The sequence below is a fragment of the Citrobacter sp. Cb041 genome (assembly GCF_030336655.1).
Lineage (GTDB): Bacteria > Pseudomonadota > Gammaproteobacteria > Enterobacterales > Enterobacteriaceae > Citrobacter > Citrobacter braakii.
The window spans coordinates 120,979-136,270 of record NZ_JAOWDD010000028.1 but is presented as its reverse complement, the minus strand read 5'-3'; the positions used below and the strand labels follow the sequence as shown (position 1 = coordinate 136,270).

Below are 15,292 nucleotides of genomic sequence, written 5' to 3'. Positions count from 1 at the left end.
TGGAAAATCCAGATATAACGCCAACTTTCGTAAACCACCCACCCTCAGGTTCGGGTATACTACGGCCTTCGATTCCACAAACATCAGGCATACCATGACAGACCTAATCCAACGCCCTCGCCGCCTGCGCAAATCACCTGCGCTGCGCGCTATGTTTGAAGAGACAACACTCAGCTTAAATGACCTGGTGTTGCCGATCTTTGTTGAAGAAGAACTCGACGATTACAAAGCTATCGAGGCCATGCCCGGCGTGATGCGCATTCCAGAGAAGCACCTGGCGCGCGAAATTGAACGCATTGCGAATGCAGGCATCCGCTCGGTCATGACCTTCGGCATTTCTCATCACACCGATGACACCGGCAGCGATGCCTGGAAAGAAGACGGTCTGGTGGCGCGCATGTCGCGTATCTGTAAGCAGACCGTACCGGAGATGATCGTCATGTCCGACACCTGCTTCTGTGAATACACCTCGCACGGTCACTGCGGCGTATTATGCGAGCACGGCGTTGATAACGATTTAACCCTTGCCAATCTCGGCAAACAGGCGGTCGTTGCCGCCGCTGCGGGCGCAGATTTCATCGCCCCTTCCGCCGCAATGGACGGCCAAGTGCAGGCGATTCGCCAGGCGCTGGATGCCGCGGGCTTTACCGATACCGCGATCATGTCCTACTCCACCAAATTTGCCTCTTCTTTCTATGGCCCATTCCGTGAAGCCGCAGGTACCGCGCTGAAGGGCGATCGTAAAACCTATCAGATGAACCCGATGAACCGTCGGGAAGCGATCCGCGAATCGCTGCTGGATGAAGCCCAGGGCGCAGACTGCCTGATGGTCAAACCGGCTGGCGCATACCTCGATATTCTGCGCGATATCCGCGAGCGCACCGAGCTGCCGATTGGCGCTTATCAGGTCAGCGGTGAATACGCGATGATCAAGTTTGCAGGCCTCGCGGGTGCAATAGATGAAGAGAAAGTGGTGCTGGAAAGCTTAGGCTCGATCAAACGCGCTGGCGCGGATCTGATCTTCAGCTACTTCGCACTGGATCTGGCTGAGAAAAAAATCCTGCGCTAATCACTTTGTTGCCTAATGACGGCTTCGCTTTACCGGACCTACAGGTCGTAGGCCCGGTAAATGAAGCGTCTCCGATAATCATCCCGCCCGAAAAAACGGCTTGTCTCCCAAAATTGTCGCCCGGTGCATAATGCGCCGCTGGGGCAGATAATCCGCATTCGCATAATGCTGCGTCACGCGATTATCCCAAATCGCCACATCGTTGGGCTGCCAACGCCAGCGCACCTGGAACTCCTGTTTAGTGATATGCGCGAACAAAAAGCGCAGTAACGCCTCGCTCTCTTTTTCCGTCACATCGACAATTCGCGTGGTAAATCCTTCATTCACGAACAGCGCCTGCTTCCCGCTCACTGGATGCGTGCGCACCACCGGATGCAGCAGGGGCGGATGCTTTGCCACCGCCTCCAGCCAGCGCTGATGCTCCTCTGGCGTCTGGCGGTATTTATATTCCTGGAAGGATTTACGAAAATCATGCTCTGCCCGCAGGCCGCTCAGCAACTGGCGAAACGGCTCAGATAATGCGTCATAAGCGGCAATCCCGCTGGTCCACAGGGTGTCTCCCCCGGTCGATGGCAGCTCTTTTGCCGCCAGAATCGCGCCCGCTGGCGGCGTGTCGATAAAGGTCACATCGGTGTGCCAGTTGTCGTTATCCGGCGGATTATCGTTATGAGTATCCAGCACGATAATCTCTTCAACCCCTTCGGCATGCGGATAGACAGGGTGAATATGCAGATCGCCAAAACGCAGCGCCAGCGCCCGCTGTTGTTGCGGCGTAATCACCTGCTCACGCAGAAACACCACCTGATGGCGCAGTACGGCGTGATAAAGCTGTTCAAACTGATTATCGCTCAGCGGGCGCGTCAAATCCGCACCGGTGATTTGTGCGCCAATGTTCGGCCCCAGCGGGGTAATGCTCAGACGTTCACTCATTGTACTTCTCCATGCCAGGGCGTCAGGCGGCGCTGAAGCGCGCGCAGACCCAGTTCTAAAATAAACGCGATAACGGCAATCACCGCGATCCCCGCCAGCACCACATCCGTTGCCAGAAACTCACCGGCTGACTGCACCATAAATCCTAAACCTCGCGTGGCGGCAATCAGCTCTGCTGCCACCAACGTCGACCAGCCCACGCCAAGCCCGATACGCAACCCTGTGAGTATCTCCGGCAATGCCCCCGGCAAAATAACAAACCACAGCACCTGCGTACGGCTGGCTCCCAGCGACTGTGCGGCACGCACTCTCACCTGCTGCGCGCTTTTAACCCCCGCCAGCGCCGACATCGCTACAGGGGCGAAAATCGCCAGATAGATCAGCAGGATCTTGGAGGTCTCACCAATGCCAAACCAGATCACCATCAGCGGCAAATAGGCCAATGGCGGAACCGGACGATACAGTTCAATGATCGGATCGAGAATGCCGCGCATCGTCGGACTCAGCCCCATAGCGATCCCAACCGGAACGCCGAGCAGTACCGCCGCCAGCAGCGCGATAACAATACGCGTCAGGCTCGCCGCCAGATGCTGCCACAGCGTGGCATCCATAAACCCCTGCGGCCCGGCAATAACCATCAGTTTTTGCAAAACCTGGCCCGGCGGGGGTAAAAACAGCGGACTGATTAACTGCAGCGCCGCCACCGTCCACCACACAGCCAGAATGACGACCAGCGTACCGAAGCTTAAGGTAATCTGCCGCGAGAACGGCCAGCGCCAATTCAGCGCGCGCTGGCGACGGGGTTTATCATTAATCACCACGCTCATGAGAATGCCTCCCGTTGTTCAAAGACACGACCTAACACATACTCGCGCATGGCGATAAACTGCGGGTCGGACTTAATGCTGCGGCTCGGCTCTCCGGCCACAAAGCGACGAGCGAAATTCAGCGGCAGACGCTCCAGTACCCGGCCAGGGCCTGGCGACAGCAATACCAGCTCCGTTGCCATAAAAACGGCTTCTTCAATATCGTGGGTAATCAACAGCACCTGTTTGCCAGTCTCATGCCACAACTTCAGCAGCAGGGTTTGCATCTGCTCGCGGGTAAAGGCGTCGAGCGCGCCAAAGGGTTCATCCAGCAACAACAGCTGCGGGTTGGCAGCCAACGCCCTCGCAATGCCGACGCGCTGACGCTGACCACCAGAGAGCTGCCAGATAAAACGTTTTCCCGCATCCTCCAGCCCAACTTTCTGCAACATCTCCCGCGCGATTCGTTGACGTTGGGGCTTCTCCATCCCCGCCAGTTGCAGCCCGAAGGCCACGTTGTCCTGCACGTTGCGCCAGGGCAGCAGGCCTTCGTTCTGGAACACAACCCCGCGCTCTGCGCCTGGACCTTCAACTTTGTTGCCCGCCAGCATAATGCTGCCATGCTGATACGGCACAAACCCGGCAATCAGATTTAACAGCGTGGTTTTTCCGCAACCAGAAGGTCCGAGTACCACCAGCAGTTCGCCACTATCGAGCGTCAGGTTGATATCTTCCAGCACCGGTTTTCCACCGTAGCTGGCGGCAAGATGAGAGATTTGCAGCATCAGCGCCTCCTTATTTATTGCACGAAGCGATCGGTCACATACTGGCTGTAATCCGTCGCGACGGCGGGGACTTTGCCCTGCTCTTTGAGGAACTGCGCGGTGTCGATAATCGCTTTATTCACCGGGCCGGTTAGCTCAGCGGTTTGCTGTTGTGCCGTCAAATAGGTGTTACCTTTCACCAGCCCTGGCACATCCGCCTCCGGTACGCCACTCAAACGCGACAGTTTGCTGATATTCTCCGGCTGTTTCAGCCATTCATCGGGATTAGCGATATAAGGCTGCTGGGCGTCGATGGCGCTTTTGGCAAAGGCTTTCACCACGTCAGGATGCTTCTCGGCAAAATCTTTGCGCACCACCCACACGTCCAGCGTCGGTGCGCCCCACTCGCCAACCTGCGATGAGTCGGTTAATACCTTGCCATCTTTTTCCAGCGCGTTTACCGCAGGCGCCCAGACATAAGCACCATCAATATCTCCGCGCTGCCAGGCGGCAATAATCGCGGGTGGCTGTAGGTTCACAATCTCCACCTGCCCTGCTTTGATACCCCAGTGTTTCAACGCCGCCAGCAGGCTGTAATGGGTAGTGGAAATAAACGGCACGGCAATGCGCTTACCAATCAAATCTTGCGGTTTACTGATGTTTTTCTTCACCACCAGCGCTTCAGAATTGCCGAGTTTTGACGCCAGCAGGAAAACCTCAATAGGCACCTGCTGGCTGGCAGCGACCGCCAGCGGGCTGGAGCCAAGATTACCGATCTGCACATCACCGGATGCCAGCGCACGGACGATGCTCGCACCGCTGTCGAATTTGCGCCAGTCAACGGTAGCCCCGCTCTCTTTAGCAAAGGTGTTATCCGCCTGCGCCACTTTAGCGGGTTCAGCGGAGGTCTGATAAGCAACGGTGACGTTCACCGCCTGTGCCTGAAATGCGATGAATGCCAGTGCGGCAAGTAGTGCGTTACGCGATGAAATAGCCATGATTGTCTGCTCCCCTGTCTTGTTATGGGGGCAGTATTTCGTTGCGGCACAATTTGATAAAGGAATTAAAAATTCTGGCTAATAGCGATCTGTTTTTAGAAAAAAAGCGGCAATGCTTAGCCCGGAAATGCATTTGATTGCAGGCCGGCAAATTATTGCGATTTTGTTACATTCGTTACATATCCGCGCCACGGGGATTGCCAGCGCGGCGCTGGCAGGCATCATAGATGCCATTGTCAGGCAAGAGAGCAAGATCATGATTCATGTTGTGCTGGTGGATGACCATGTGGTGGTGCGTTCCGGCTTTGCGCAATTACTCAGTCTCGAAGACGATCTCAACGTTGCTGGCCAGTACAGCAGCGCGGCACAGGCGTGGCCTGCATTACTGCATGATGACGTCAACGTTGCGGTGATGGATATCGCCATGCCGGATGAAAATGGCCTGAGCCTGTTAAAACGACTGCGGGCGCAGAAGCCCGGTTTTCGCGCCATTATTCTCAGCATCTATGACTCACCCACGTTTGTGCAAAGCGCACTGGATGCCGGTGCCAGCGGTTATCTGACCAAACGTTGCGGACCGGAGGAACTGGTGCAGGCGGTACGATCGGTTGGTATGGGCGGGCATTACCTGTGCGCCGACGCGCTACGGGCGCTACGCGGCGGCGAACAGCCCGCGCAGGTACTGGAGATACTGACCCCGCGCGAGCGCGAAGTGTTTGATCTGCTGGTCAAAGGCGACAGCGTAAAAGAGATCGCCTTCAAGCTCGACCTCAGCCATAAAACGGTGCACGTTCATCGTGCGAACGTGCTGGGCAAACTGCAATGCCACAGCACCATCGATCTGGTGCATTTTGCACTCGACCACCAGTTGCTGACGGGGCATTAATGTCACGCAGCCTTCGTCATGGGGTTATTTCTCTGTTTATTCTGCTGGCCTGGGGATCGGGCTGGCTGATGCTGTGGACGCTGGGGTTTTACCTGACCCACAACGGCCAGCAGGCAGCGCTATTCCTGCCGCACGGCGTCTATCTCGCCCTGCTAATCCTGCTTTCTCGCCGTTACTGGCCCGCGCTGGTACTGCCGCCGGTGCTGATGCTGTTCTGGCTGCACAGCGAGCAATTAGTGAATGGCTATATCCTGCTGGCTGCGCCGTTGATTAGCCTGATCCCGGCGAGTATCGGCCAGTCATACTGGCACCGCTTCCCCCTTTACTGGCAGCGCTTAACGCTGCTGTTGGCCGCGGTGACGATCACGTCATTGCTCAATACCCTCCTGCTTTCACCGTTTATCCAAAGCCCGGCAACGTTAATTGGCCTGGCATCGTTTACCGGCGGCGTACTGCTGACGCCGTTTGTCTATCTGATCTATGAATTTCTGCGCCAGCAGCACCGCTATCATTTGCTCGGACTGGATACCACCAATCCCCCCCTGCGTACCTCGCTTATCATCTGGTGCAGTCTGTTTTTCATTATCGGCATAGGTACCCAGATGGTGCTGTCACCAGAGATCGAGCGCCTGCTGCTAATCGTGGTGTTCTTACCGAACGTGGTGATGGCGTGGAAATTTGGCTGGCAGGGCGGCGTGTTGTCCGGACTGCTCGGCAGCATGATGATCACCATCGCCCGGCAAATCGGCGTCGGGTTCAGCAATTTACTGGAGTTGGAGATTTTCCTCGCCACCCAGGCGCTGCTGGGCATAGGGCTGGGGATCGCTATCAGCCGCCAGCAGCATCTGGCGCAAAACCTGCACCATTATCGCCAGCGTCTGGAAGCCGAACTGGCAGCGCGACGCGCGCTGACCGAACAACTGATCCGCACCGAGGAAAATACGCGCAAAAGCCTGGCGCGGGAGCTACACGACGAAATTGGTCAGAACATCACCGCCATTCAAATTCAGTCGCAACTGGTCAAGCGCGCGCCGGGTCGCGAGCAAACGCTTGAAGCGGCAAATCAGATCAACGACCTTGCCCGGCGCATTCACCACTCCACCCGCCAACTGCTGCGCCAGCTACGACCGCCCGCGCTCGATGAACTGGCCTTTAAAGATGCACTGCATCATCTGGTGAATGAATTTGCCTTTGCCGAACGCGGCATTCGCTGTTGGTTTGACTATCAGCTTGAAAATACGCCAGAAAATGAAACGGTGCGTTTCACACTGTATCGCCTGCTGCAGGAGTTGCTCAATAACGTCTGTAAACATGCCGACGCCAGCGAAGTGTCGATTACGCTGCGCCAGCAGGAACACCGCGTGTTTCTGCACGTCGCTGACAACGGCGTAGGTATTCTCGCAGAGAAAATCCCCGGGTTCGGTATCCAGGGGATGCGTGAGCGGGTCAGCGCCCTTGGCGGCGAACTGACGCTCGAATCGAACAACGGCACGCGGGTAATTGTTAACCTGCCCACAAATTTGCAACAAATCAGCCGTTAACCAGGAAAAAGTCTTAGTCACTGCGGACTTTATCTCATCCCATTTTGCTTTCACTTTCCTATAGTCAGCACAAACGGAGGCTGCCATGCATGCACGTGCATCACGCGAAACAGACCAACAATACCGGGCGCTACGCCCCCGGCTGCTGATGTGTATGGTGATTGGGTACGCCGCGTTTTATCTGACGCGCAAAAGCGTTAACTACGTCCTCCCGGCGCTGCAAACGGATCTGGGTCTGGATAAAGGCGATATCGGCCTGCTGGGATCGCTGTTTTATCTGACCTATGGCCTGTCGAAATTCACCGCCGGGCTATGGCACGACAGCCACGGACAGCGCGCGTTTATGGGCATTGGCCTGTTTGCCACCGGCGTTTTAAACGTGCTGTTCGCCTTTGGTGAATCGCTGACGCTGCTCCTGGTGGTCTGGACGATGAACGGATTTTTTCAGGGCTGGGGTTGGCCACCCTGCGCCCGACTACTGACTCACTGGTACTCGCGCAACGAACGCGGCTTCTGGTGGGGCTGCTGGAATATGTCGATCAACATCGGTGGGGCCATCATCCCGCTGATTAGCGTCTTTGCCGCCCACTGGTGGGGTTGGCAGGCAGCCATGCTGGCTCCGGGGATAATCAGCATGGCGTTAGGCATCTGGCTCACCCTGCAACTGAAAGGCACGCCCCGGGAAGAAGGCTTACCCACGGTTGGGGAATGGCGGCAAGACCCGCTGGAGTTGCGTCAGGAGCAGCAAAGCCCGCCGATGGGACTGTGGCAAATGTTACGCACCACCATGCTGAAGAACCCGATGATCTGGCTACTCGGCGTGTCATATGTGTTGGTCTATTTGATCCGCATAGCGCTCAACGACTGGGGCAACATCTGGCTGACGGAAAGCCACGGTGTGAACCTGCTCAGCGCCAATGCCACGGTAATGCTGTTTGAAGTCGGCGGCTTGCTGGGGGCGCTGTTTGCCGGATGGGGTTCGGATCTGCTGTTCAGCGGTCAGCGTGCGCCAATGATTTTGCTATTCACGCTGGGGCTGATGGTCTCCGTCGCCGCGCTGTGGCTGGCGCCGGTGCACCACTACGCGCTACTGGCAGTGTGTTTCTTTACCGTGGGCTTTTTTGTGTTTGGCCCACAGATGCTAATTGGCCTCGCGGCCGTGGAATGCGGACATAAAGCGGCGGCAGGTTCAATTACTGGTTTTCTCGGGCTGTTCGCCTATCTGGGGGCCGCGCTGGCGGGTTGGCCGCTGTCGCTGGTCATAGAACACTACGGCTGGTCGGGAATGTTCAGTTTGCTCTCGGTTGCCGCTGTCTTTATGGGTTTATTGCTGATGCCATTGCTCATTGCGGGCATTCCCCCTTCTCTCAGTCAAAGGATAAAACAATGAAACTGACGCTTACCTCTACCCTAATTGCCTCCGCTCTGACGCTGGCAGCCTTCAGCAGTGCAGCTCAGGCGCAGGGTCGTCTGGTGGTGTATTGCAGCGCCACCAACGAAATGTGCGAAACCGAAACCAAAGCCTTCGGTGAAAAATATGATGTGAAGACTTCATTCATTCGCAACGGCTCAGGCAGTACGCTGGCGAAAGTGGATGCCGAGAAGAAAAACCCGCAAGCGGATGTCTGGTATGGCGGTACGCTGGATCCACAGTCTCAGGCCGGTGAAATGGGCTTGCTGCAGCCGTATAAATCACCAAACCTCGAACAAATAATGGAGAAGTTCCGCGATCCGGCAAAAGTGAAGGGCAACCTCTCCTCGGCGGTTTATGTCGGTATTCTGGGCTTTGGCGTCAATACCCAGCGCCTGAAAGAGAAAAACCTACCGGTGCCAAAATGCTGGAAGGATCTGACCAAACCGGAATACAAAGGCGAAATCCAGATTGCTGATCCGCAAAGCTCCGGTACCGCCTATACCGCACTGGCGACCTTTGCCCAACTGTGGGGGGAAGATCAGGCCTTTGACTACCTGAAACAGCTCAACGCCAACGTCTCGCAGTACACCAAATCCGGCATTGCTCCAGCGCGTAACGCCGCCCGTGGCGAAACGGCTATCGGCATCGGTTTCTTGCACGACTACTCGCTGGAAAAAGAACAGGGCGCACCGCTGGAACTTGTCTCACCGTGCGAAGGTACCGGTTATGAAATCGGCGGTGTCAGTATCCTGAAAGGCGCGCGCAACCTCGATAACGCCAAACTGTTCGTTGACTGGGTACTGTCGAAAGACGCGCAGGAGTTGGCGTGGAAGAAAGGTAAATCCTATCAGATCCTGACCAACACCACCGCCGAGACGTCCCCTAACTCGCTGAAGCTCGACGACCTGAAGCTTATCAATTACGACATGGATAAGTACGGCTCGACCGACGTGCGTAAAGCCCTGATCAATAAGTGGGTCAGCGAAGTGAAGATGGGTAAATAACCCCAGATTTGCGTTCATTTGCCGGATAAGGCCTTAACGCCATATCCGGCCTGAAATACCGGAACCGCTATGTCACACACACTTGCACTCCATCCCGTGAAAAAACGGGATGCGATATTTCTTTGGATTTTACTCGGCTGGCTGGCGTTTGCCCTGCTGCCGAGCTGGAGCCTAGACTACGGTCTGCTGGAATCGACGCGTGAAGAAATTCTCGCCGCCTACGGCTGGTCACAGTTCAATATCAGTTGGCTCTGGTATCTGCTGCCAAGCCTGCTGCTGGTGCGCCCGTTCCATGAAGCCAGACGCGAACAGCGCAGCCGCCATTATTTTGACGCGGGCTGGGCGTTTTTCTGTATGGCCTTTATCGTCGCCAGCGCGACTCTTGAGGGGCGCGGCTTAGGCTATGCCACCATCGTGCTGTTTGTGGCACTTGGCGCGATCATGACCCTGGCGCTCACCCGTCTGGAATGGCTGGGCGGCGACCGTTTCGTCATCGGCTCGCTCACCGCGATTGTCGCGCTGATCGGTATTTTTATCGTCTGGCCAAGTATCGCTATTTTCATTCCGATGTTCACCAACGACGCCGGAGAATTTGCTCCGCTGGCGTTTATGAATGTGCTGTCGCAGGCGCATATCATTCAGGTGATCCTCAACTCGATTATGCTGTCGATTGCCGTCGGCGTCGGCTGTACCTTCTTTGGCCTGGTGCTGGCTATCTACACCACCCGTATTGCGAAACGCAGCGCCATTATCGGACGTATTTTCTCGATTCTGCCGATCGTCACCCCGCCGTTTGTTGTGGGTTTAGGCGTAACGCTGATGATGGGACGCTCCGGTTACATCACCGAATTTATGGTCGAATGGTTTGGTTTGACCAACACCAACTGGCTGTACGGTTTTACCGGCATCTGGCTGGCGCAGGTGCTGGCCTTCACTCCGATGGCGTTTATGATCCTCGACGGGGCGATCAAAACCATTCATCCGTCGCTGGAGGAGGCGTCATACACCCTGCGCGCCAGCCGCTGGCAAACCTTTAACGGCGTGTTTGTCCCGCTGCTAAAACCGGCACTGGCAAACGCCTTTTTAATTGTGGTGGTGCAGTCGCTGGCCGACTTCAGTAACCCGCTGGTGCTTGGCGGTAACTTCGACGTGCTGGCAACGCAAATCTACTTCTACATCACCGGTTCCCAGCTCGACTACCAGGCCGCCAGTACGCTGGGTGCCTTCCTGTTGCTGTTCTCGCTGCTGGTGTTCTGCGTGCAGTACATGTGGATTGGTAAACGCTCGTACGTCACCGTTTCTGGTAAATCCTATCGGGGCGACGTGCAGCCGCTGCCGGTAACGCTGGTATGGAGCGTGGTCGCGCTGCTGGCGGTGTGGATTGCCTTTAACGCCCTGCTCTATGGCAGCATTTTCTACGGCAGTTTCACCGTAAACTGGGGCGTGGACTACACCCTGACGCTGGCGAACTTTACCAAACTGTTCGGTCAGGGAATGAGCGACGGCGCGTGGCCTTCACTGCTCGACACCCTGCTCTACGCCGGGATTGCCGCGCCGATCACCGCTATCTTCGGCCTGCTGATCGCATGGGTTGTGGTGCGTCAGCAGTTTAAAGGCAAAAAGACCATCGAGTTCACCACTATGCTGTGCTTTGCCGTTCCGGGCACCGTAGCGGGCGTATCGTACATTCTGGCCTTTAACAGCGCCCCGGTATACCTCACCGGCACCGCCGCCATCGTGATTATCTCAATGGTGATGCGTAACGTCCCGGTCGGTATCCGGGCGGGCATTGCGGGCTTAGGCCAAATCGATAAATCGCTGGATGAAGCCTCGCTCAGTCTGCGTGCCGGTTCCCTGCGCACCATTACGCACATCCTGTTGCCGCTGCTGCGCCCGGCGATCCTCTCAGCGCTGATCTACAGCTTTGTGCGCGCCATTACCACCGTCAGCGCCATTGTGTTCCTCGTCACGCCGGATACCCGCGTGGCCACGGCCTACATCCTGAACCGCGTAGAAGACGGCGAATACGGCGTGGCGATTGCCTACGGTTCCATTTTGATCGTGGTGATGCTGGCGATTATTTTCATCTTTGACTGGCTGATCGGTGAATCACGTACCTCCCGTTCAAAAGCCAAAAACCAGGCGTAATGGAGCGCACTATGACTCAGAAAAATTTCGTTGAACTGCGCAACGTCACTAAACGATTTGGCAGCAACACGGTTATCGACAATATCAATCTCACCATTCCGCAGGGGCAAATGGTAACGCTGCTCGGCCCGTCCGGCTGCGGTAAAACCACCATCTTGCGTCTGGTTGCCGGGCTGGAAAAACCGAGTGAAGGACAGATTTTCATTGATGGCGAAGACGTTACCCATCGTTCTATTCAGCAGCGCGATATCTGTATGGTGTTTCAGTCATATGCCCTGTTCCCGCACATGTCGTTAGGGGAGAACGTCGGTTATGGCCTGAAGATGCTCGGCGTGTCGCGCGCGGAGGTGAAAACCCGCGTCAAAGAGGCGCTGGCGATGGTGGATCTGGAGGGATTTGAAGACCGCTTTGTCGATCAGATCTCCGGCGGTCAGCAGCAGCGCGTGGCGCTGGCCCGTGCGTTGATCCTCAAACCGAAAGTGCTGCTGTTTGATGAGCCGTTAAGTAACCTGGACGCCAACCTGCGTCGCAGCATGCGCGACAAGATCCGCGAGCTGCAAAAGCAGTTTGATATCACCTCGCTGTACGTCACCCACGATCAAAGCGAAGCCTTTGCGGTTTCCGATACCGTACTGGTGATGAACAAGGGACACATCATGCAGATCGGCTCGCCGCAGGATCTCTATCGCCAGCCCGCCTCCCGCTTTATGGCGAGCTTTATGGGCGATGCCAACCTGTTCCCGGCCACCTTCAGCGACAGATACGTTGATATCTACGGCTATCATCTGCCGCGCCCACTGCACTTTAGCGATCAAGGCGAGGGCATGGTAGGCGTGCGCCCGGAAGCGATCACCCTCAGCGACCGCGGCGAAGAGAGCCAGCGCTGCGTGATCCGCCACGTCGCGTATATGGGACCCCAATATGAGGTCACGGTGGAGTGGCACGGACAGGAGATTTTATTGCAGGTCAACGCTACGCGTCTGCAGCCGGACGTCGGCGAGCAGTATTATCTCGAAATCCATCCGTACGGCATGTTTGTGCTGGCGGATGCGGCATAAAGTGTTACCCATGTTTCCGGTTCATACCGTATCGCCATCTGGCAAAAAATGCCCGATGGCGGCTTACGTCTTATCGGGCCTGGGCCTGAACTTTTAACGCGGCAATATCCGCAGGCGTGGTGCGACAGCACCCGCCAATCAATCGTGCGCCAGCGGCCTGCCACTGTGGCAGATAATCCGCCAGTTGCGCACAAGACTCACCGTGATGATGCCAGGTTTTGCTCGCGGCATCGTACTGCTCGCCCGAATTCGGATACACCACCAGCGGCAGCGCCGTTAAGCCGTGTAAATGCTGCAACGCAGCGGTGGTGTTTTCCAGCGCAATGCAGTTAATACCTAACGCCACCACCTGCGGATAATCCGCCAGCAACGCGACCACGTCACGCAGCGGCGTACCGTCGCTCAGGTGCTCGCTGTCACGCAGAGTAAATGAGAACCAGGCTCGCGCACGCGGGTACGCGGTCAACAGCTCAGCCAGTGCGCCAATCTCGACAAAATTCGGCAGGGTTTCGCAGGCCAGCAGATCGGCCCCGGCATCCAGCAATGCTTCCACGCGCGGGCGATGAAACGCCTGGAATGCCTCGGCGCTGCGCTGGTAATCGCCACGGTATTCAGAGCCGTCCGCCAGATACGCGCCGTAAGGTCCGACAGATCCCGCCACCAACAGCGTGCCCGCTTGCGGGTTCTCTGCCAAATACGCTTCACGCGCTTTACGCGCCAGCTCCACGCTTTTGCCAATCAGCGCTTTCGACTGCGCTTCATCCAGGCCACGCGCGGCAAAGCCCGCCGGTGTCGCCTGATAGCTGGCGGTGATCGCGCATTGCGCCCCCGCCCGGTAATAATCAAGATGCACTTCGCGGATAAGCTCCGGGTTTTCTACCAGCACTTTGGCTGACCACAGGCTGTCGGCTAAGTTACACCCTCGCGCTTCCAGCTCCGTCGCCATCGCGCCATCCAGTAACAGGACATCCTGTTTCTCAAGGAGAGCGCGTAACGGATTATTCTGCGACATGTTCTGGCTCCTGTTTTGCGTTACGGGGTTGAGTAAGGAAATATGCACCATAGCACAACGCAACAAACGGTAACCCGCACCACAACGCAATTCTCTGCGCTGGATCGAATGCCAGCCCCACACAGGCCACCAGGCACAACACAAATCCCAATACCGGCACCAGCGGATACCACGGCGCACGATAATGTAATGCACTCAATGCCTTACCCTGTTGCAGATGACGGCGGCGAAAAACAAAGTGCGAGGCGCAGATGCTCAGCCACACCGCCACCACCGCAAACCCGGAGATTGCCGACAGCGCGACAAATACCGTGTCCGGGGCCACCACGCTGGAAAACAGCGCCAGTACGCCGCCGAGCATACTGACCGACAGCGCCGTCAGCGGCACGCCGTTTTTCGTCACTCGCGCAAAACAGGCTGGCAGCGTACGTTCATTCGACAGCGACCAGAGCATGCGCCCGGAGGCATACAGCCCGGAGTTCGCCGCAGAAAGAATGGCTGTCAGGATCACGAAGTTAAAAATATCGGCGGCGTACGGAATACCTACCTTCTCAAATACCAGCACAAACGGGCTTTTCTCCACGCCCGCCTGCTGCATCGGGATCAGCGCCGCCAGCACAAACACGGTGCCGATAAAGAAAATAATCAGTCGCGCGATGGTGGTACGAATCGCCACCGGGATCACCTTGCGCGGATTTTCCGTTTCACCGGCGGCAATACCGATAAGCTCAGTTCCCGAAAAAGCAAAGTTCACCGCCACCATAGTCATCAGGATCGGTAAGCCGCCATGCGGGAACCAACCTTCCGCTGTGATATTACTCAGCCCCGGCGCGGGCGAGCCATCCTGCATCGGGATAAAGCCAAAAATCGCCGCCCCGCCGAGGATAATAAAGGCGATGATAGTGACCACTTTCACCAGCGAGAACCAGAACTCCCCTTCGGCAAAAAAGCGCGTGGAGATAACGTTCAGGCCAAAAATAATCACACAGAACACCACGCACCAGACCCATACCGGCACCAACGGAAACCAGTACTGCATACAGAATCCGGCAGCGGTAAAACTCGAACCAAGCGCCACGGTCCAGGTCAGCCAGTAGAGCCAGGCCACGGTATACCCCGTCGCCGGGCCGAGATAGCGCGCGGCATAGACGTGAAACGCCCCGGTCTCCGGCATCGCGACCGACAGCTCGCCCAGACACTGCATAACCAGCCAGACCACCAGCGCGCCAATCAGATAGGCCAGCAGCGTTCCCGCGGCCCCGGTAGTGGAGATGATGTAGCCGGTATTGAAGAATAACCCTGTGCCAATCACGCCGCCTAAGGAGAGCATAATCAGGTGACGCGTTTTCATCGTGCGCTTCAGTGGCGCATTTTGTTGTGTTGTTTGCATATAACCTTCCAAACGTATGGACATCTAAACATCCAAAGAAGGTGTGTTATACCGCGTTTGTTAACACAATGCAAAATCAACCCTGCACCAGACGCAGATGACCGCGCCGGGCGCTTAATATCGGGTGTGGGTTAATTATCAAATATAAAAAGGGCCGCCAGCTCATAACGCCTCCGTTGCCAGGCTTTACATAAACTCTGGCAACGTCATCGCCGGCTGGCGTTCACCCGGAAGTGGGAACCGTATATCCCCACTCATACAACCGAACGATT

At 56.5% G+C, this 15,292-nt stretch carries 13 protein-coding genes; 7 read left to right on the top strand and 6 right to left on the bottom strand.

Annotated elements, in window-relative coordinates; translation table 11 throughout:
• The first annotated feature begins 94 nt into the window (after positions 1 to 94).
• Positions 95 to 1,069: a porphobilinogen synthase gene (gene hemB / locus OGV52_RS03190; protein WP_287108075.1), complete on the top strand. Its 975-nt coding sequence runs from the start codon at positions 95 to 97 to the stop codon at positions 1,067 to 1,069.
• 78 nt (positions 1,070 to 1,147) lie between these two features.
• Here hemB and tauD read toward each other — a convergent pair whose 3' ends face one another.
• The 4 genes from tauD to tauA are packed head-to-tail and all read right to left on the bottom strand — an operon-like array spanning position 1,148 to position 4,567.
• Positions 1,148 to 1,999 carry a taurine dioxygenase gene (gene tauD / locus OGV52_RS03185; protein ID WP_287108074.1) on the bottom strand — a complete coding sequence of 284 codons (852 nt, stop codon included), beginning with the start codon at positions 1,997 to 1,999 and terminating at the stop codon, positions 1,148 to 1,150.
• Positions 1,996 to 2,826 carry a taurine ABC transporter permease TauC gene (gene tauC, locus OGV52_RS03180; protein WP_016155826.1) on the bottom strand — a complete coding sequence of 277 codons (831 nt, stop codon included), beginning with the start codon at positions 2,824 to 2,826 and terminating at the stop codon, positions 1,996 to 1,998. Before tauC ends, tauD begins: the two co-directional genes overlap by 4 nt.
• A complete protein-coding gene (gene tauB, locus OGV52_RS03175) occupies positions 2,823 to 3,590 on the bottom strand; it encodes a taurine ABC transporter ATP-binding subunit (RefSeq protein WP_103928963.1) in 768 nt (255 codons plus the stop codon). The genes tauC and tauB overlap by 4 nt, the downstream gene beginning before the upstream one ends.
• Before the next feature lie 14 nt (positions 3,591 to 3,604).
• Positions 3,605 to 4,567 carry a taurine ABC transporter substrate-binding protein gene (gene tauA, locus OGV52_RS03170; RefSeq protein WP_016155824.1) on the bottom strand — a complete coding sequence of 321 codons (963 nt, stop codon included), beginning with the start codon at positions 4,565 to 4,567 and terminating at the stop codon, positions 3,605 to 3,607.
• Positions 4,568 to 4,823: 256 nt separating this feature from the next.
• Between tauA and OGV52_RS03165 the strand changes: the two genes are divergently transcribed.
• From OGV52_RS03165 to fbpC, 6 genes are all read left to right on the top strand, one after another.
• On the top strand, positions 4,824 to 5,453 hold the full coding sequence (locus OGV52_RS03165; protein ID WP_032931278.1) for a response regulator transcription factor: 630 nt from the start codon (positions 4,824 to 4,826) through the stop codon (positions 5,451 to 5,453).
• The gene (locus tag OGV52_RS03160; RefSeq protein ID WP_137366564.1) at positions 5,453 to 6,994 is read left to right on the top strand and encodes an MASE1 domain-containing sensor histidine kinase; all 1,542 of its coding nucleotides are present in this window, start codon (positions 5,453 to 5,455) and stop codon (positions 6,992 to 6,994) included. Before OGV52_RS03165 ends, OGV52_RS03160 begins: the two co-directional genes overlap by 1 nt.
• Positions 6,995 to 7,079: 85 nt before the next feature.
• Complete coding sequence (gene uhpC, locus OGV52_RS03155) at positions 7,080 to 8,384, top strand: MFS transporter family glucose-6-phosphate receptor UhpC (RefSeq protein ID WP_141874896.1); 1,305 nt, start codon at positions 7,080 to 7,082, stop codon at positions 8,382 to 8,384.
• Entirely contained in the window at positions 8,381 to 9,412 is a 1,032-nt protein-coding gene (locus OGV52_RS03150) for an ABC transporter substrate-binding protein (RefSeq protein ID WP_016151983.1), read from the top strand. Before uhpC ends, OGV52_RS03150 begins: the two co-directional genes overlap by 4 nt.
• Positions 9,413 to 9,481: 69 nt before the next feature.
• Positions 9,482 to 11,560, top strand: coding sequence for an ABC transporter permease (locus OGV52_RS03145; protein ID WP_047357661.1), 2,079 nt, complete (start codon positions 9,482 to 9,484; stop codon positions 11,558 to 11,560).
• Between the two features lie 11 nt (positions 11,561 to 11,571).
• Positions 11,572 to 12,618, top strand: a complete 1,047-nt coding sequence (gene fbpC / locus OGV52_RS03140) for a ferric ABC transporter ATP-binding protein (protein WP_046275613.1) — start codon at positions 11,572 to 11,574, stop codon at positions 12,616 to 12,618.
• 70 nt (positions 12,619 to 12,688) lie between these two features.
• Here fbpC and mmuM read toward each other — a convergent pair whose 3' ends face one another.
• Positions 12,689 to 13,630, bottom strand: a complete 942-nt coding sequence (gene mmuM, locus OGV52_RS03135; RefSeq protein WP_016151980.1) for a homocysteine S-methyltransferase — start codon at positions 13,628 to 13,630, stop codon at positions 12,689 to 12,691.
• Complete coding sequence (gene mmuP, locus OGV52_RS03130; RefSeq protein ID WP_032946968.1) at positions 13,617 to 15,020, bottom strand: S-methylmethionine permease; 1,404 nt, start codon at positions 15,018 to 15,020, stop codon at positions 13,617 to 13,619. The genes mmuM and mmuP overlap by 14 nt, the downstream gene beginning before the upstream one ends.
• Between the last annotated feature and the right edge of the window lie 272 nt (positions 15,021 to 15,292).